This window comes from Mesorhizobium sp. M6A.T.Cr.TU.014.01.1.1, from assembly GCF_004022765.1.
GTDB lineage: Bacteria > Pseudomonadota > Alphaproteobacteria > Rhizobiales > Rhizobiaceae > Mesorhizobium > Mesorhizobium mediterraneum.
The window spans coordinates 77,379-95,736 of record NZ_RZPG01000008.1 but is presented as its reverse complement, the minus strand read 5'-3'; the positions used below and the strand labels follow the sequence as shown (position 1 = coordinate 95,736).

Sequence of the window (18,358 nt, the reverse complement as noted above, 5' to 3'; positions counted from 1 at the left end):
AATTGCATATAATTGGAAAACTTTGTCCCATATGCGGATACAATGATCGATCTCAATGATATCGTGGTGTTCGCTCGCGTCGTCGAAGCTCGCAGCTTCACCGCTGCCGCGCGGCTGCTTGCCATGCCCAAGACGACGGTCAGTCGACGCGTTGCCGCGCTCGAGCGTGAGGTTGGGGTCCGCCTGCTGCAGCGCACCACGCGCAGCCTCAACGTGACGGATGCCGGGCGTCTGTATTACGAGCAGAGCAGCCAGGCGCTGCGGACGATCGAGGAAGCAAATCTGCGCCTTGCGGAAGCGAAGGCGGAGCCATCGGGCACGATTCGCATTTCGGCGCCCGTTGGCTTCGGGAGCCATTTCCTCACAGCTGCCGTGGTCGACTTTCTGGCAATGTACCCGAAGACCAAGGTCGAGCTCCGCCTGACCGACGACAAGCTCAACCTGGTTGAGGACGGTATAGATCTCGCCTTCCGAACCGGCATCCTACAGGATTCGACGCTGATTGCCCGCAAACTCGGCTCCACGCACAGGCTGCTCTGCGCCAGCCCGGACTATCTCGCAAGGCACGGGATGCCGAAACGCCTGGCGGATCTCGCGCACCACCAGTGCGTCATCGCAGGCCCTTCGACCTCCGGCACCCATTGGGTGCTGGACGGGCCACACGGTCAGGAGACGGTCACGGTGGCCGGGCGCTTCGCCGCTAATGAAATGCAGGCGGTCGTTGCGGCCACGCTCGCAGGCTTCGGCATCGCCCAATTGCCGCACAGCATCGCCGAGCCCCTCATCAATGGGGGGCGGCTGAGCCGCGTTCTCCGGGACTACACGACGCCGGCTGGCGGGCTGCATGTCCTATATCCGAGCAGCCGGCATCTTTCGCCCCTGGTCAAGGCATTCATCGAGCTTGCATCCGACCGGATTTCCAGTCTGGCAAATACTGCGGCTGACCAGCAGTAGCCGCGTGCCTCAATACGGGCTCGCCACATCCCCGGTCTCGACATAGACCGACTTCAGCTGCGAATAGAGCGCCAGCGCGGCAAGCGAGTTTTCCCGCCCGATTCCCGACTGCTTGAAGCCGCCGAAGGGAATTTCGACCGGCGTCAGATTGTAGGCGTTGATCCAGCAGGTCCCGGCCTGCAGCTCGGCGATAACGCGGTGGGCGCGCGGCAGGTCGCGCGTGAACACACCCGCGGCAAGGCCGAACTCGGTATCGTTGGCCCGGTCGATCACCTCGTCCTCGCCGTCGAATTTGAGCACGCTCATCACTGGCCCGAAAATCTCCTCGCGCGCGATGCGCATCGTGTCGGTGACGCCGGTGAAAACCGTCGGCTCGACGAAGAAGCCGCCCTGGAAACCCTGCAGCGAAGGCACATTGCCGCCGCAGGCGAGCACAGCGCCATCCTGCTTGCCTGCCTCGATATAGCCGATGACCTTTTCGTGCTGCGCCTTCGAGACCAGCGGTCCCATCTGCGTTTCCGGGTCGAGCGGATCGCCGATGCGGATCTTCTTGGTCCGCTCGACCAGCCGTTCGACGAAACGGTCGTGGATGCCCTTCTGCACGAAGACTCGCGTGCCGTTGGAGCAGATCTGGCCGGTCGAATAGAAATTGCCGAGCATGGCGCCGCCAATGGCGTTTTCGAGATCGGCATCGTCGAAGACAATCAGCGGCGACTTGCCGCCGAGCTCCATGGTGGCGTGCTTCATCTTCGAGCCGGCGAGCGAAAGCACCTTGCGCCCAGTCGGCACCGAGCCCGTCACCGAGACTTTGGCGACGACATCGTGCCCGACGAGGCCGGCGCCGACATCGCCATAGCCTTGCACCACGTTGAAGAGCCCGTCGGGGAGGCCGGCCTCGGTATAGATTTCGGCGAGCGCCAGCGCCGATAATGGGGTGTTCTCAGACGGCTTGAACACCATGGCGTTGCCCATGGCGAGTGCGGGTGCCGATTTCCAGCCGGCGATCTGGATCGGATAGTTCCAGGCGCCGATGCCGACACAGACGCCCAGCGCCTCGCGCCTTGTATAGGCAAAGGGTCCACCGAGATCGAAGGCCTCGCCATTATAGGCAGCGACCGCGCCGCCGAAATATTCGAGGCAGTCGGCTGCCGACGGCGCATCCGCCACCAGCGTCTCCTGGATCGCCTTACCGGTATCAAGCGTCTCGATGCGCGCCAGGTCGGTGTTGCGCGCGCGCAAGATGTCGGCGGCGCGGCGCAGGATGCGTCCGCGCTCGACCGGCTTCAGCCGCGCCCAGGCCGGTTGGGCTGCACGCGCCGCTTCGATCGCGAGTTCCAGCACGTTCGGCGTCGCCGAACGCAGCATCGCGATGGTCTCGCCGGTTGCCGGATAGATGACCGGCAGTGGCGCACCCTGCTCGTCGTCGATGTAGCGTCCGTTGACATAGTGCGATGCCGTTGGTTGGGCGCGCATAGCTGTTCTCCAATCGTCTTCGCCAGAGCGGAGCAGTCCGCCGGATCATGGCCTATCTGTCCGACACCTGCCAGCGCGGATTGATCCATGGTTCCTGGTTGGACGGCGCCAGCAGCGTGCGGCCAAGAATGTGGTCGGCCGCCTTTTCGCCTGTCATGATCGACGGCGCGTTGAGATTGCCGTTGGTGACGCGCGGGAAGATCGAGGAATCGGCGACCCGCAACCCTTCGACGCCGATGACACGGCATTCCGGATCGACGACGCTCATCGGATCATCGGCGCGACCCATCTTGCAGGTGCCGCAAGGGTGGTAGGCGCTTTCGGCATGGTCGCGGATGAAGGCATCGAGATCGTCGTCCGACTGCACGTGCGAGCCCGGCGAGAGCTCCTCGCCGCGATAAAGATCGAATGCCGACTGGCCGAAGATCTCGCGCGTCAGCCGGACGCAGTGGCGGAACTCGGTCCAGTCGTCCGGATGCGACATGTAGTTGAAGCGGATCACCGGCTTCGATCTGGGATCGGGCGAGCGCAGCGTGACAGAACCGCGCGACTTCGATCGCATCGGCCCGACATGCGCCTGGAAACCGTGCGCCTTCGCCGCTGCCTTGCCGTCATAGCGAACCGCCGCCGGGATGAAATGATACTGGATGTCAGGATAGTCGACGCCGGCGCGCGAGCGCACGAAGGCGGCCGCCTCGAAATGATTGGTTGCGCCGAGACCTGACTTGAAGAACAGCCATTGCGCGCCGATCATTGCCTTGGAGAAGGGGTTCAGCACCGAATTCAGCGTGATCGGCTGCGTCGATTCCTGCTGGATATAGAGCTCCATATGGTCCTGCAGGTTGCGGCCGACGCCGGGCCGGTCGGCGACCACCGGAATGCCGTATTCCCTGAGATGTTCGGCCGGGCCGATGCCGGACAGCATCAGGATCTTGGGCGAATTGATCGAGGAGGCTGCAACGATCACTTCACGTCGCGCCTTGACCACCTGAATCCGTTTGCGCGTTTCGATCTCGACACCAGTGGCGCGTTGATTCTCGATGATCACCCGCCGGGCGAAGCCCTTGACCAAGCTCACATTTTTCCGCCTCAGCGCCGGCCTGAGATAGGCGCTCGCCGCCGACCAGCGGCGGCCGCCGCGAATGGTCTGCTCCATTGGCCCAAAGCCTTCCTGCTTCGCACCGTTGTAGTCGTCGGTCAGCTCGAAGCCGGCCTGACGGCCTGCCTCGACGAACGCGCCGTAGAGCGGATTGGTCCTTGAGCCGCGCTGCACCGACAGCGGGCCGCTGTGGCCGCGCCAGCCATTCTCGCCGCCGTTGCTGTCCTCCATGCGCTTGAAGTAGGGGAGCACGTCGGCAAACCCCCAGCCAGCCGCGCCCTGTTCGGCCCAATGGTCGAAATCGCGGGCGTGGCCGCGCACATAGACCATGCCATTGATCGAGGACGAGCCGCCGATGACCTTGCCGCGCGGCGTCGCCAGCACGCGGCCGCCGAGATGCGGCTCCGGCTCGCTGGCAAAGCCCCAGTCGTAGAGGCTCATGTTGAGTGGGATCGACAGCGCCGACGGCATCTGGATCAGCGGCCCGACATCGCTGCCGCCGAACTCGATGACGATCACCGAATGCTTGCCATCCTCCGACAGGCGGTAGGCCATGGCCGAGCCGGCCGAGCCGGAGCCGATGATGACGAAATCCGCCTCAAGCATGGTTCATATGCGCCATGAAATCAGCGAGCGAGGGAACAAGTGCCATCATTCGCCTCGCGGAAAGCGCTTCTGCTCTTCGAGCAGGTCAAGGTTCATGTGGTTGCGCATGTAGCGTTCCGAAGCTTTCTGCAGCGGCTGGAATTCCCAGGGGTAGTGAGTGCCGTTGCGCAGCGCCGGGTAGACCACCCAGCGGCGCGCCTGGCTGGTGCGCGCGGCGGCGTCGAAGGCCGCCATATCCCAGCGCGCCCGGACCTTTTCGGTGAAACCAGCAACCAAAGCGGCATGTGCCGGGTCGGCGGCGAGATTGGTCAGCTCGAGCGGATCCGATTCAAGATCAAACAGTTGCGGCGGATCGATCTCGCAATGGATGAATTTGTAGCGGCCCTCGCGGATCGCCACCATCGGCGCGTTGGAGCCTTCGGCAGCATACTCCATCAGCACCGGCGCAGTGCGTTCCTTGCCGTCGAGCAGCGGCAGCAGCGACTGGCCGTCGGTCCATGGCGCAATCGCGCTCATGTCGATGCCGGCGAGGTCGCAAAGCGTCGGCGTGACATCGAGATTGGAGACTGGGGTCTCGATCAGCTTGGCGTGTATGCCCTTGCCGGCGATCATCAGCGGCACCCGCGCCGAGCCCTCGAAAAAGCACATCTTGAACCACAGGCCGCGCTCGCCGAGCATGTCGCCGTGATCCGAGCAGAACAGGATGATCGTATCGTCGAGCATTCGCGTGCGTTGCAGCACCGAAAGCAACTCGCCGACCTTGTCGTCGAGATAGGAGATGTTGGCGAAATAGCCGCGCCGCGCGCGGCGGATCTGCTCCGGCGTGATCTCGAAGCTGTCATAGTCGCTGGCCCGGTACAGCCGCTGCGAATGCGGATCCTGCCTGTCGTAGGGAATGAAGCCCACCTCGGGCTCAAGCGCCGGGCAGTCCTCGTAGAGATCCCAATAGCGCCGCCGGGCGACATAGGGGTCGTGCGGATGGGTGAAGGAAACCGTCAGGCACCACGGCCGGCGCGAAGCGTCGTCGGAGACGCGGGCGAAATCATAGAGCTTCTGCACCGCGTGGAAAGCGACCTCGTCGTCATACTCCATCTGGTTGGTGATCTCGGCGACACCGGCACCGGCCACCGAGCCGAGATTGTGATACCACCAGTCGATCCGTTCGCCGGGCTTGCGATAGTCCGGCGTCCAGCCGAAATCGGCCGGATAGATGTCGGTGGTCAGCCGCTCCTCGAAGCCGTGCAACTGGTCCGGCCCAACGAAATGCATCTTGCCGGACAGGCAAGTATGGTAGCCGGCGGCGCGCAGATGATGCGCATAGGTCGGGATCGACGAGACGAATTCGGCAGCGTTGTCATAGACCTCGGTGCGTGACGGCAACTGGCCGCTCATGAACGCGGCCCGGCCTGGTGCGCAGAGCGGCGAGGCGGTGTAATTGTTCTTGAAGCGCGTCGCGTGCGCCGCCAGTAGCTTGAGATGCGGCGCGTGCAGGAAGTCCGCCGGCCCGTCCGGGAACAATGTGCCGTTGAGCTGATCGACCATGACGATCAGGAAATTGGGTCGCTTGGACGTCACTGCGCGCTCCGCCGGCTTAGTTTCGTTTCGAGATAATCCTCGATCAGCGCGATCGCGGTCGCGGCATTGGGCACGCCGTCCTTCAGCGCGCGCCTGATGTAGAGCCCGTCGATCAGCGCCGCTGTCGCCTCGGCGACGCGGTCGGCTTCGCTTCTCGGCAGGATGCCGGTCAGCCCGCTCAACAGATTGGAATGCAGGCGCCTCGCATAGACCTTAAGCAGGCGGCGAAGTGCTGCCGATTTCTGCGCCTCGACATAGAAGGCGAGCCAGGCCGCAATCGTCTCCGGCCGGAACTGGGCGTCGGAGAAATTGACGGCGACCACCGCCGAGACGCGCTCGCGTGCCGTGCTGGCCGATCGAAGCGCGCGCCGCATGTCGGCGGTCAGCTCGGCCAGGATGTGCCGCATCGTTGCCAGCAAAAGCTCGTCCTTGGCGCCGAAATAGTGATGGGCAAGCGCCGAGGACACGCCGGCGCGCCCGGCGATTTCCGACATGGTCACATCAAGCGACCCGCGCTCGCCGATCGCTGAGATCGTCGCGTCGATGAGCGCCCTGCGGCGCAACGGCTCCATTCCGACTTTCGGCATTCTTGCTCCGGCCCTGTTGCGACAAGATTATTTTTTATTGACGGATCAATCAACAAAAATCCAGCCTGATTTTGTGGCAAAGGTCAGGCGCTATGACCAGATATCAAGATCAAGCGATTGTGTGGTTCTGGCCCTTCACGAAGTCGGCGGAACGGTTCATGCTTGAACAATGCTGAGGCGCGCCGTGACATCGCGTAGCCCGGGCCCGCAGGATGGAGATTGCCATGACAGCATGCATCGTTGGCTGGGCGCATTCGCGCTTCGGCAAGCTCGAAGGCGAGACGCTGGAGAGCCTGATCACCAAGGTCGCAACCGAAGCGCTCGATCATGCCGGCATCGGTCCGGACGAGGTCGACGAGATCGTGCTTGGCCACTTCAATGCCGGCTTTTCCGCGCAGGATTTCACCGCAAGCCTGGTCCTGCAGGCCGACGACCGGCTGCGCTTCAAGCCGGCAACCCGCGTCGAGAACGCTTGCGCGACCGGCTCGGCGGCGGTCAGGCAAGGCATCCGCGCCATCGATGCCAATGCGGCCCGAATCGTGCTCGTGGTCGGCGCCGAGCAGATGACGACAACGCCCGGCCCAGAGATCGGCAGGAACCTTCTCAGGGCCTCGTATCTGCCCGAGGAGGGCGACACGCCGGCAGGCTTCGCCGGCGTTTTCGGCAAGATCGCGCAAGCCTATTTTCAGCGCTATGGCGACCAGTCGGACGCGCTGGCGATGATCGCCGCCAAGAACCACAAGAACGGCGTCGACAATCCCTATGCGCAGATGCGCAAGGATTTCGGCTATGAGTTCTGCCGGCACGAGAGCGAGAAGAACCCCTTCGTCGCTGGGCCTCTGAAACGCACCGACTGCTCGCTGGTTTCGGACGGCGCCGCAGCCCTGGTCCTTGCCGGCACGGCGACGGCGTTGAAGATGCGCCGCGCGGTCGCCTTCCGCGCCAACGAGCATGTGCAGGATTTCCTGCCGATGTCGAAGCGCGACATACTTGCCTTCGAAGGCTGCGAGCATGCCTGGAACCAGGCGCTGAAGAAGGCGGGCGTGACGCTCGACGATCTGTCCTTCGTCGAGACGCATGACTGCTTCACCATCGCCGAGCTGATCGAATATGAGGCGATGGGCCTGGCGAAACCGGGTGAGGGCGCGAAACTGGCGCTGGATGGCGAGACGGCGAAGGACGGCCGGCTGCCGGTCAATCCGTCCGGCGGGCTGAAGGCCAAGGGTCATCCAATCGGCGCTACCGGCGTGTCGATGCACGTGCTGAGCGCCATGCAGCTCGTCGGCGAAGCCGGCGGCATTCAGGTGCCAGGCGCCAAGCTCGGCGGCATCTTCAACATGGGCGGCGCCGCAGTCGCCAACTACGTTTCCATTCTCGACCGGATCAGATAAAAGCGGCCCGCATTACAGCGCCCTGCGCCCCGTTAGGGCGCGCAAAAGGACGCTGTAATACTTTGATTTTACGCGTGATCCTTTTCGAAAATCGATTCCGATTTTCGAGGTCATGCGTTAGCGGGGAAATCATGACAAATCCGGTTCTGGTCGAAGTTTTGCGCGGCGCTGTGGTCGAGAGCGCGCATCGTGGCGCCGTTGCGGTTTTCGATGCCGACGGCAAGCCGGTCTGGGAAATCGGCGATACGGCCCGCCCGGTATTTCCGCGCTCGGCGGTCAAGGCTATCCAGGCGCTGCCGCTGGTCGAAAGCGGCGCCGCCGATGCGTTTGGTTTCGGCGACCGCGAACTGGCGCTTGCCTGCGCCTCGCATTCCGGTGAGCCGGCGCATGTCGAACTGGCGCGGGCGATGCTGGCGAAAGCCGGACTGGACGAGGCGGCGCTGGAATGCGGCGCGCATTGGCCGTCCAGCCATGATGCGACGGTTGCGCTGGCCAGCGCCGGCACCTTGCCAAACGCGCTGCACAACAATTGCTCAGGCAAGCATGCGGGCTTCCTCTGCACCTGCGTTCACGCCGGTATCGCCCATCGCGGCTATGTCAAATCAGGCCATGCCTCGCAGGAGATGGTGCGCGATGCGATGCAAGCGGTGACCGGGGCCGCCCATGACATCGATCATTGCGGCACCGACGGCTGCTCGATCCCGACCTATGCCGTGCCGCTACGCAGCTTCGCGCTCGGCTTTGCCCGCATGGCGACCGGCGTCGGCTTTGAACCCGTGCGCGCCAAGGCCGCAAAGCGGCTGCTTTCCGCCTGCATGGTCGAGCCCTTTCTGGTTGCCGGCACAGGCAGGGCTGATGTTGCGCTGATGGAGGCCGCCCCCGGCCGGATTTTTGTGAAGGGAGGGGCCGAAGGCGTCTATTGCGCGGCTTTGCCCGAGCTTGGCCTTGGCGTGGCGTTGAAATGCGATGATGGCGCTGGCCGTGCGGCGGAAGTCATGGTCGTGGCATGCATGGCCAGGTTTTTGCACGCCGACAAGGCGCTGGCGGCGAAGCTGATCGAGCAGGCAAATCCACCCATCCAAAGCCGGGTCGGCGCCAAGGTTGGCGCTGTCAGGCCCACCGCCGCATTGAGCTGAGAACGGCATTCAGCTCACATGATTGCGCTCGATGGTCAGATGCGCATAGCCGGCATTGCCAGATGAGGCGAGATCGCCGGTCACCGGCTCGGCCCAGCGGTGGCCGACGATCGCGCCGTTTTGGGCGCCATCGATGACATTGTCGGAGATGACCGCCGTTCCGGCGCCCTCGACCACAGTGACGGCGATGCCGGTCCCGGCCTTGCGGATGACGTTTGCGGTAGCGACCACATTGCGCATGAACGGCCCCCAGCCGATGTGCATGCCGTAGAGCGGCGCATTCTCGACGACGTTGCCGGAGACGGTGGTATCGGCCTCGACGTTGATACCGATGCCGAAACCGGGCGAATCGGCAGGATAGGGGCCGCTGGTCGAGAGATTGCGGACGATGTTTCCTGAACACACGCCCATACGGCCGCCTTCGTTGAAATTGACGATCGAGATGCCGTTGGCGGCGCCGTCGATGATGTTGTTGCTGAGGATCGCCCCCTCGAACGAGAATTCGGAATACACGGCGGTCTCGCCCGACCGCGAGCAGGTGTTGCCGGTGATGTGCAGATTGCTGGCGCTGTTGGCGCGGATCGCCGAAAACGCGCAGTCCGAGACGATATTGCCCGAGATGATGACGTTGCCGGCGCGGAACGCATTGATGCCGTTGCCGTTCTGGCCGGTTCCGCCGCTACGCGCCTGAATACGCTCGACGCGGTTGCCGCTGACGATCGTGCCGTCCTCGGCCGCTTGCCAGCGGTGCACGAGGATGCCACCATTGGCGCAGTCGGACACAGTGTTGCCTGATATCGCCAAGCCGGTGGCTTCGACCGAATAGATGCCGGAGTCGGCAGCGCCTGATATTTCCGAGCGCTCGATGCGGCCCGAAGCGTGTTCGATCGCCAGGCCGTTCTTGCCGCTGCCTGATATCTGGCAATTGTCGATGACGAGGTGAGCGACGCGGCGCAGGTCGAGCAGTCCTTGCGCGTAGTCGCCCATCCAGCGGTTGGTGCCGTCGAACACCAGCCCGGTGAATTCGATGTGCTCGGCCTGTTCCGCCATGAGCAGATGGCCGTTGCCGCCATAGACGATCCGCGATGCACCCGGCACGCCGGAAAGCCTGACACGGCTGGGCAGCGAAAGGTTGGATACGACATAGGTTCCCGGCGGCAGGAACACCGGCATGTCGCGGTCGTTTGCGTTGCGCAGCAGCCGGGCGAAGGCCTTGCTCTGGTCGTCAAGCGCGCCGGGGTGCACGCCGAGGTCAGCAGCATTGATCGAGCCGCGCATCGAGGCATTGTCGATACCGGGCAGGCTGGCCCCCGCTGCCTTGCCGAGCGAGAGGCCCATGACGGCAAAGCCGGCGGTCTGCGTAAGCAATTTTCGTCTGTTCAACATCGGCACAGATTCCCAGCGTTCGGCCATCGCACCGCAGGAATCGTGCCAGGCCGGATCGGCCCCGGCCCGGTTTGCGGCAATGGCTTGTGAAGTCGCCGCGCGAGGCATAAGTTCGATTAATGAGCAGAGCCTTCACGCGCGAAGAGGATAGCGAAAACGCCATTGCCGGCATCGGCGAGCGGCCGATCAGCCATCACCGCAATCTGGTGACGGAACGCGGCCTGGCGATGATCGACGCCGAACTGGCTGCCCTGCGCGATGACCTGGGCAGGGCGGAGAAGAGGGCCGATCGCGAGCGCATCGCGCTCATCTCGCGCGACCTGCGCTACTGGACCGCGCGGCGTGAAAGCGCCGAGCTTTCCGTGCCGGAACCAGGCAGCGACCTGGTTCGCTTCGGCATGGGCGTCACGCTGGAAGGCGATGACGGCAGGAAGGTACACTGGAAGATCGTCGGCGAGGATGAGGCCGATCCGGCCAAGGGCACAATTTCACATGTTTCACCGATGGCCCTGGCCTTGTACGGCAAGAGGATCGGCGAAATTGCCGTGGTGAACGGCAAGGAATGGGAGATCGTCAAGCTCTCCGACAATTAGTCCTTGACCTTGATGACATGGTCGCGGAAGAATGCCGCCGCGCCGGCCTCGTCGATCTCGCCGGCGGCGACCATCATGACCAATTGAATGATATCCGCCTGCTCGGCTTCGACACTCAGCCCATTGAAATAGAGAAACAGGTCGGCTGCGGCAAAAGCGGTGCGTTTGTTGCCATCGACGAACGGATGGTTCTTGGCGATGCCGAAAAGATACGCGGATGCTAACTCGCAGAGGTCGGGCTCGTCATAGATCTCTCTCTGTTGCGGTCGATAAAGCGCCGACTCCAGCATTCCTTGGTCGCGGATACCTGCTGCTCCTCCGTGAAGGCGCAACTGCTCGGCGTGAAGCGCCTCCACGAATTCTCTCGAATGATACTCGGTCATTTTGCGAGCGCGCGGTAGGCAACCTCGTACTTTTTCATCCGCTCACGCGCGATCTTCATCTTGCGTTCGAACTCTTCGGCGGTGTCCTCGGTGCGGCGCAGGCGAAGCTCATCGCCCTCCTGGACGATAACGATGCTGTCGCCCGCTTTCAGGTTCAGGCGGTCGAGAATTTCCTTGGGCAGGATCACGCCTTCGGAATTGCCGATCTTGCGAATGGTCGTGTTCATGGTGAGACATCCTGTTGCAACGCTGATTATAACTCAACGTGCTGTCGTTGCAACAGACATTATAACTCACATTACTTGACTTGCAGAAGCCGATCGATCAGCCGTTCCGCCGCTTCAGGGATGACTGTGCCTGGCGGGAAGATTTCCGTGGCACCCGCCTGCAGCACGGCATCGTAATCCTGCGGCGGGATGACGCCGCCGGCGACGATCAGCATGCCGTCGCGCCCGAGCTTCTTCAGCGCATCCTTGAGTTCGGGAATGAGCGTCAGGTGCCCCGCTGCCAGCGACGAGGCGCCGACGATATGCACGTCATGCTCGACCGCGAGCCTGGCGATCTCTTCCGGCGTCTGAAACATCGGCCCGACGGTGACGTCGAAGCCGAGATCTGCAAAGGCAGTGGCGATGACCTTTTGGCCGCGGTCATGGCCGTCCTGTCCCATTTTGGCAACGAGAATGCGCGGCTTGCCGCCGGATTTCTCCTCGAACGCCACGATCTTGTCCTGTAGCCGGTCGACGACCGGACTGTCGCCAAGCGCCTTGCGGTAGATGCCGGAGATCGTCTGGACCGAGGCGACATGGCGGCCGAAGACCTTTTCCAGCGCCAGCGAAATCTCGCCGACCGTGGCGTTGGCGCGTGCGGCGCGAATGGCGAACTCCAGCAGATTTTCGCCGCTCTCCGCAGCGCGGCTCAGCGCATCCAGCGCGCTCTCGACCGCGCCGACGTCGCGTGTGCCTTTCAGCCTTTGCAGCTTCGACAATTGTCGCGCTCTGACTTCGGCGTTGTCGATCTTCAGCACGTCGACCTCGATATCAGTCCCGGGGCGGTGGGCATTGACGCCGACCAGTATCTGCTCACCGGAGTCGATCCGTGCCTGCGTGCGCGCGGCAGCCTCTTCGATGCGCAGCTTGGGTATGCCTTTTTCGGTTGCGGCGGCCATGCCGCCCAGGCCCTCGATCTCTTCGATATGGGCAAGCGCGCGCGCCGCCAGATCATGTGTCAGCCGTTCGAGATAGGCAGAGCCGCCCCACGGGTCGATGATGCGGGTGGTGCCGGATTCCTTTTGCAGGATCAACTGCGTGTTTCGGGCGATGCGAGCCGAATGGTCCGTCGGCAGCGCCATCGCCTCGTCGAAGGAGTTGGTGTGCAGCGATTGCGTATGACCCTGCGTCGCCGCCATTGCCTCGATCATGGTGCGGACGATGTTGTTGTAGGGGTCCTGCGCCGTCAGTGACCAGCCCGAAGTCTGGCAATGGGTGCGCAGCGACAGCGAACGCTCGTCCTTCGGCAAGAAGTTCTTCAGCATCAAGCTCGACCACAAAAGGCGCGCCGCCCTCAGCTTGGCGACTTCCATGAAGAAGTTCATGCCGATCGCCCAGAAGAACGAAAGGCGCGGCGCGAAGCGGTCGATATCGAGACCGGCGGCGACGCCGGCGCGGGCATATTCGATGCCGTCGGCGATCGTATAGGCGAGCTCGAGGTCGGCGGTCGCCCCTGCCTCCTGCATGTGATAGCCGGAAATCGAAATCGAATTGAACTTCGGCATGTGCTGCGAAGTGTAGGAAAAAATGTCGGACACGATCCGCATCGAAGGCTTTGGCGGATAAATGTAGGTGTTGCGCACCATGAACTCTTTCAGGATGTCGTTCTGAATGGTCCCGGCGAGATCCTTCTGCGCAACCCCCTGTTCTTCCGCCGCCACGATGTAGAGCGCCATGATCGGCAGCACCGCGCCGTTCATCGTCATCGACACCGTCATTTCATCAAGCGGGATGCCGTCGAAGAGCTGGCGCATGTCGAGGATGGAATCGATGGCGACGCCGGCCATGCCGACATCGCCGACAACACGCGGATGATCGCTGTCGTAGCCGCGATGCGTGGCGAGGTCGAAAGCGACCGACAGTCCCTTCTGGCCGGCCGCAAGGTTGCGCCGGTAAAAAGCATTCGACTCTTCCGCCGTCGAGAAGCCGGCATATTGCCGGATCGTCCAGGGCTGCTGGACATACATGGTCGGGTAGGGGCCGCGCACGAATGGCGGCAGGCCCGGATAAGTGTCGAGATGCGGCAATCCCTTGAGGTCGCCCTGATTGTACAGATGCTTGATGGCCAGACCTTCCGGCGTCATCCGCTGGCCCTTGACCTCGACCGGCGCCCGGCGCGGCGTCGACCAGCCGACTTGGCTGAAATCCGGGATCATGTTGCTATTCCGATCGATTGATCGATGCGGATCGGAAACAGCGGCTCACACACCGCCACGCCTTCCGTGAAGGCGGGTCGCGGCTCTGCCGCCAGCGTCTCGACCGGACGTTCGGTCTTCGACGGGTGAAGCGTCGTGCCGATGATGGCCCGCTCGCCCGCCTGATAGGCAGCATTGCGGCGGGCGGAGGCGGCCTGAACCCGTTTCTGGATGTGTCCTTGCTGCAGGCTGGACAGCACGCCACCTTCCGCCTCGATCCGCTGGAATTCTTCCCAGGCCGCTTCGCAGAGTTCGGCGGTCAGTGCTTCGACGGCGCCCGAACCGCAAGCAGGGTCGACGACATGATCGATATGGCTTTCGTTGGCCATGATCAGTTGCGTATTGCGGGCGACACGGCGGGCAAAGCCCGCCGGCAGGCCATGCGCTATCGTATGCGGCAGGATGGAGATCGAATCCGCCCCGCCGGCCGCCGCGGCAAAACCGGCAATGGTGCTGCGCAGGATGTTTGTCTCCGGGTCTGCCAAAGTCATCATTCGGAAGGACGTCTCGGCATGGATGTTGGCGGTAGAGGCGGAGATCGAGCATGCCTCCTGAACACGCGCCCACAGCCTGCGCAGGGCCCTGACCTTGGCCATCGACACGAACTGGTCCTGGTCGACGCTCAGCGCAAAGCCGATATGGGGCGCCGCATAGACAAGCGGCTGGCGCGCCTCCTCGAACATCCGGAGATAGGAGACCGCCGAAGCCATCATGGTGCCCAGCTCCTGCGCTTCGGTGGCGCCGGCATTGTGGAAGACGCGCCCGTCTGCCTCCAGCAGAACCCCGGGCACGCCCATCGAGAAAAAATGCGCCAGGGACTGCGGCATCGACGCCTGCAGGGCTTCGATCGACATGCGCAACCGGCCGGTTCCGGCAAATATCGCCGCCGGATCGATGCCGAATGAAAGGTTGAGCTTTGCCGGATCTGACCGGCGCTTGCTCAAGAACGCAACCAGCCAGTCGGCCACGGCGCGGCTCCAGGGATGGGCGTCGATGCGGACCTGGGTGCGATTGAGCGGCACACCGTCCAGCACGGTCTCCAGCGCCTCGGCAGTCCTCGGCAGGCCGTAGCCGAACGCATTCGGCGCGCCTTCGAAGACAAGCGACAATCCGGTGGCGCCCTGTGCGACGTCTTCCAGGGCCTGGGCTTTGGCGCGGCCGATATCCGGATCGTCGATACGCTGGCTGACGATCCACGGCGATCTCGGATTTGCCCGCGCGAGAGGCTCTGCGGTGACCGAACGATCATAGAGCGGCTCGATGCGGATCGCATCGTCCGTATGGGACACGAGCTTTTCCTCGAAGGATCCGCCGGCCAGAGCTTTTTCCGCAAGGGCCAGCCACCGCTGCCGGTCAGGGTTCGGAAGTTCGGCATCGTGGTTCAAGGCACCGGCGCCCATCCGCTCTCCTCGTCTTATCGGCCGCATCGGCCTGGAACATCAGTCTACGGTTCCCCGTCGCAGATCACAATGCAACACGCTTCCTGCGACAGCGAACCGTCAACCGATTGCCAAACATGCGCAAAATCCGCAAGCTCCAAAAAACTCAATTTCGACCATGGCCATTGTCGCTGCGCAATGGCGTCATTATACCTGCGGCGAGCCCGGTTACTTTCAATAGATCAGGGCGTTCAACACTTCAGGTTTGCGGAGACCCGACACATGGCTGACGACACCAGTATTTTCATAGGGGCCAGCCGCAAGCCTGATGACAGCTACCAGCGCGCCGAAAATCTGCTGCTTCAGTATGGCAATCGCCACGGCCTGGTCACCGGTGCGACCGGCACCGGCAAGACCGTGACCTTGCAGATTCTGGCGGAAGGTTTCTCCAATGCCGGCGTGCCGGTCTTCTGCGCCGACATCAAGGGCGACCTGTCCGGTATCGCCATGATGGGCACGGCACAGGATTTTCTGGTCAAGCGCGCCGAGCAGGTCAAGCTCGATCCTTATGAATTCCAGGAGTTTCCGGTCATCTTCTGGGATCTGTTCGGCGAGCAGGGCCATCCGATACGCGCCACCGTCTCGGAAATGGGGCCGCTGCTTCTGTCGCGGCTGATGAACCTCTCCGAGGCACAGGAAGGCATCATGAACATCGCCTTCCGTATCGCCGACGAGGAGGGCCTGTTGCTGCTGGATCTGAAGGATCTGCAGGCGCTTCTTGCCAACATTGCCGATCGCGCCCAGGAAATCGGGGCTCGCTATGGGAATGTCACCAAGCCTTCGGTCGGCGCTATCCAGCGCACCTTGCTGGTCCTGGAGCAGCAGGGGGCGACGAATTTCTTCGGCGAGCCGGCGTTGCGGATCGCCGACATCATGCGCACCACCCGCGACGGGCGCGGCGCCATCAGCGTGCTGGCCGCCGACAAGCTGATGGCGAATCCCCGGCTCTATGCGACATTCCTTTTGTGGCTGATGTCGGAGCTGTTCGAGGAGCTGCCTGAAGTCGGCGACCCCGACAAGCCAAAGCTGGTCTTCTTCTTCGACGAGGCGCACCTTCTGTTCGACGATGCGCCGAAGGTGCTGATCGACCGGGTCGAGCAGGTGGTCCGCCTGATCCGCTCGAAGGGCGTCGGCGTTTACTTCGTCACCCAGAATCCGCTGGATATCCCTGAAACGGTTCTGGCCCAGCTCGGCAACCGGGTGCAGCACGCGCTTCGCGCCTATACGCCGCGGGAGCAGAAGGCGGTGAGGACGGCCGCCGAGACGTTCAGGCCCAATCCCGACTTCGACTGCGCGACCGTGATCACACAGCTCGGCACTGGCGAGGCGCTGGTCTCGACGCTGGAAGCGAAGGGCGCTCCTTCGATGGTCCAACGGACGCTGGTTCGCCCGCCGTCGTCACGACTTGGTCCGATCACGTCTGACGAGCGCCGCAAGCTGATCACTGAGAGCCCGGTTGCGGGGCAGTACGACCAGACCATCGATCGCGAATCGGCTTTCGAGATGCTGCAGAAAAAAGCCAAGGACGCTCTGGACGCAGAGGCGCAGCAGCAGGAGAGCGGCCGCTCGCGCTGGACCATTCCAGGCTTCGGCAATGACGATCCCGCCCCCCAGACCACCGGCCGAGCACCGGCGCGGCGCCCATCCAATCGCCAGACGGTGGCGGAGGCGGCGATCAAATCGGTGGTTCGTTCGGTCGGCTCGTCCGTGGGACGGGCGATCGTGCGCGGCATTCTCGGCAGTCTCGCCAGGGGGCGCTGAGAGCATCGGACCCAAAAAGGTGGGAATCGGCCGGGCGCCGAGTCTGAAAAATCCCGTCACGGCACACGTCATTTCAGGTTGGCCCTAGCTGAATTGCCGCAAATGCAGAACCGGGTGGCCATTGTGAGGAGACTCCTTATAACGGTTGATGAGATTGCGATAACCAAGGGGAGACGATGCGTTACATACGTCCGCTTTCAATCGAAGACGCCGTTGGCCAGTTGACCGGCTCGTCCGGCACAGCCGCCATTCTCGCCGGAGGCAGCGACCTGCTGGTGAGGATGAAAGGCGGCTTCATCGAACCCGAGCTGATCGTCGACATCAAGGCGATCGATGGGCTCAGCGAAATCAGGGAAACGGCGGAGGGCTTCAGCATTGGTGCCGCGGTCCCCTGCGCTGCATTGGGAGAGAACGCGGCCCTGAAGACAGCATGGCCTGGCGTCGTCGAAGCGGCTAAGCTGATCGGCTCCAAGCAGGTACAGGGGCGCTGCACCATCGTCGGCAATCTCTGCAACGCCTCGCCGGCCGCCGATAGCGTGCCGGCGCTGGTGGCCGCCCACGCCAGGGCGTTGGTTATCGGGCCCGGAGGCAAGCGCACAATCCCAGTGGAAACCGTGCCGACCGGGCCGGGCAAGACGTCGCTCGCCAAGGGAGAGATCATCGAGGCGATCCTGCTCGACAGGCGCGCGCCGCGCTCCGGCGATGCCTATCTGCGTTTCATTCCACGCACGGAGATGGACATCGCCGTGGTCAGCGCCGGCGTGAACCTGACGCTCGATGAGCAAGGTGTCGTCAAGGCGGCCCGCGTGGCCCTGGGCGCCGTGGCCGCGACGGTGCTGCTGGTCGAGGAGGCCGCCGAGGCCCTCATCGGCAGGAAGATGGACGAAGCAGCACTTGAGCGGCTCGCCAAGGTCTGCGCGGGGGCCTGCCGTCCGATCGACGACAAGCGCGGCACCGTCGAATTCAGAAGAAAAGTTGCGGGTGTGCTGGCCAGGCGGGCCGCCATGACCGCCTATGCACGTGCAGGAGGCAAATGATGGCCGGCGTAGCAGTCTCAACGACAATCAACGGCGACAATTTCGAATACCTTTGCCAACCGGACGAGACGCTGCTCGATGTGCTGCGCGACCGCCTCGGCCTGACCGGTGCCAAGGAAGGCTGCGGCACCGGCGACTGCGGCGCCTGCAGCATCATCCTCGACGACCGGCTGGTGTGCTCGTGCCTGGTGCTTGGCGCGGAGGCCGAGGGCCGGCGCGTCGAGACCGTCGAAGGCATGGCGCATGGCGACACGCTGCATCCGCTGCAGCAGAAGTTCCTCGAACACGCAGCACTGCAATGCGGCATCTGCACGCCGGGCTTCCTGATTGCGGCCAAGGACCTTTTGGCCAAGAACCCCGACCCGACCGAGGAGGAAATCCGCTTTGGCCTCGCCGGGAATCTCTGCCGCTGCACCGGCTATGACAAGATCGTGCGCGCCGTCCAGGACGCTGCCAGCGTGATGAAGGGAGCCTGAC

Annotated in this window: 16 protein-coding genes; 7 read left to right on the top strand and 9 right to left on the bottom strand. The window is 63.4% G+C overall.

The window, feature by feature from the left end; translation table 11 throughout:
- Positions 1–42: 42 nt before the first annotated feature.
- Complete coding sequence (locus tag EN885_RS11220) at positions 43–954, top strand: LysR family transcriptional regulator (protein ID WP_126102948.1); 912 nt, start codon at positions 43–45, stop codon at positions 952–954.
- A gap of 9 nt (positions 955–963) precedes the next feature.
- On the opposite strand, the gene betB is transcribed toward EN885_RS11220, so the two are convergent.
- Genes betB through betI form a run of 4 tightly spaced genes read right to left on the bottom strand, consistent with a single transcriptional unit; the run spans position 964 to position 6,294 of the window.
- Complete coding sequence (betB, locus tag EN885_RS11215; RefSeq protein WP_128241984.1) at positions 964–2,427, bottom strand: betaine-aldehyde dehydrogenase; 1,464 nt, start codon at positions 2,425–2,427, stop codon at positions 964–966.
- A gap of 52 nt (positions 2,428–2,479) precedes the next feature.
- Positions 2,480–4,132 (bottom strand): choline dehydrogenase, encoded by a 1,653-nt coding sequence (gene betA, locus EN885_RS11210; protein ID WP_128241983.1) that lies wholly within the window; start codon positions 4,130–4,132, stop codon positions 2,480–2,482.
- A 45-nt stretch (positions 4,133–4,177) separates the two neighbouring features.
- Positions 4,178–5,707 carry a choline-sulfatase gene (gene betC, locus EN885_RS11205; protein ID WP_128241982.1) on the bottom strand — a complete coding sequence of 510 codons (1,530 nt, stop codon included), beginning with the start codon at positions 5,705–5,707 and terminating at the stop codon, positions 4,178–4,180.
- Positions 5,704–6,294, bottom strand: coding sequence for a transcriptional regulator BetI (gene betI / locus EN885_RS11200; protein WP_128241981.1), 591 nt, complete (start codon positions 6,292–6,294; stop codon positions 5,704–5,706). Before betI ends, betC begins: the two co-directional genes overlap by 4 nt.
- A 224-nt stretch (positions 6,295–6,518) precedes the next feature.
- On the opposite strand from betI, the gene EN885_RS11195 reads away from it, so the two are divergent.
- Both EN885_RS11195 and EN885_RS11190 read left to right on the top strand, forming a co-directional pair.
- Entirely contained in the window at positions 6,519–7,685 is a 1,167-nt protein-coding gene (locus EN885_RS11195) for an acetyl-CoA acetyltransferase (protein ID WP_128241980.1), read from the top strand.
- 131 nt (positions 7,686–7,816) lie between these two features.
- Positions 7,817–8,821: an asparaginase gene (locus tag EN885_RS11190; protein WP_128241979.1), complete on the top strand. Its 1,005-nt coding sequence runs from the start codon at positions 7,817–7,819 to the stop codon at positions 8,819–8,821.
- Between the two features lie 9 nt (positions 8,822–8,830).
- Here the strand turns inward: EN885_RS11190 and EN885_RS11185 are convergent, their stop codons facing one another.
- Positions 8,831–10,207, bottom strand: coding sequence for a TIGR03808 family TAT-translocated repetitive protein (locus EN885_RS11185; protein ID WP_128241978.1), 1,377 nt, complete (start codon positions 10,205–10,207; stop codon positions 8,831–8,833).
- 119 nt (positions 10,208–10,326) lie between these two features.
- On the opposite strand from EN885_RS11185, the gene greA reads away from it, so the two are divergent.
- A complete protein-coding gene (gene greA, locus EN885_RS11180) occupies positions 10,327–10,800 on the top strand; it encodes a transcription elongation factor GreA (RefSeq protein ID WP_126102940.1) in 474 nt (157 codons plus the stop codon).
- Here the strand turns inward: greA and EN885_RS11175 are convergent.
- The 4 genes from EN885_RS11175 to EN885_RS11160 all read right to left on the bottom strand — a co-directional run bounded on the left by EN885_RS11175 (position 10,797) and on the right by EN885_RS11160 (position 15,044).
- Positions 10,797–11,183: a type II toxin-antitoxin system death-on-curing family toxin gene (locus EN885_RS11175; protein WP_128241977.1), complete on the bottom strand. Its 387-nt coding sequence runs from the start codon at positions 11,181–11,183 to the stop codon at positions 10,797–10,799. The two genes, greA and EN885_RS11175, sit on opposite strands and share 4 nt — an antisense overlap.
- Positions 11,180–11,410 carry an AbrB/MazE/SpoVT family DNA-binding domain-containing protein gene (locus EN885_RS11170; protein WP_127289086.1) on the bottom strand — a complete coding sequence of 77 codons (231 nt, stop codon included), beginning with the start codon at positions 11,408–11,410 and terminating at the stop codon, positions 11,180–11,182. The genes EN885_RS11175 and EN885_RS11170 overlap by 4 nt, the downstream gene beginning before the upstream one ends.
- A gap of 71 nt (positions 11,411–11,481) precedes the next feature.
- Positions 11,482–13,605 carry a methylmalonyl-CoA mutase gene (scpA, locus tag EN885_RS11165; RefSeq protein ID WP_128241976.1) on the bottom strand — a complete coding sequence of 708 codons (2,124 nt, stop codon included), beginning with the start codon at positions 13,603–13,605 and terminating at the stop codon, positions 11,482–11,484.
- A complete protein-coding gene (locus tag EN885_RS11160) occupies positions 13,602–15,044 on the bottom strand; it encodes a methylmalonyl-CoA mutase subunit beta (RefSeq protein WP_128241975.1) in 1,443 nt (480 codons plus the stop codon). Before EN885_RS11160 ends, scpA begins: the two co-directional genes overlap by 4 nt.
- Before the next feature lie 261 nt (positions 15,045–15,305).
- On the opposite strand from EN885_RS11160, the gene EN885_RS11155 reads away from it, so the two are divergent.
- The 3 genes from EN885_RS11155 (at position 15,306) to EN885_RS11145 (ending at position 18,357) form a co-directional block, all read left to right on the top strand.
- Positions 15,306–16,844, top strand: a complete 1,539-nt coding sequence (locus EN885_RS11155; protein ID WP_128241974.1) for a helicase HerA-like C-terminal domain-containing protein — start codon at positions 15,306–15,308, stop codon at positions 16,842–16,844.
- Between the two features lie 176 nt (positions 16,845–17,020).
- Positions 17,021–17,881, top strand: coding sequence for a xanthine dehydrogenase family protein subunit M (locus EN885_RS11150; RefSeq protein WP_095486522.1), 861 nt, complete (start codon positions 17,021–17,023; stop codon positions 17,879–17,881).
- Positions 17,881–18,357: a (2Fe-2S)-binding protein gene (locus tag EN885_RS11145; protein WP_126107184.1), complete on the top strand. Its 477-nt coding sequence runs from the start codon at positions 17,881–17,883 to the stop codon at positions 18,355–18,357. Before EN885_RS11150 ends, EN885_RS11145 begins: the two co-directional genes overlap by 1 nt.
- The last annotated feature ends 1 nt before the right edge of the window (position 18,358 follow it).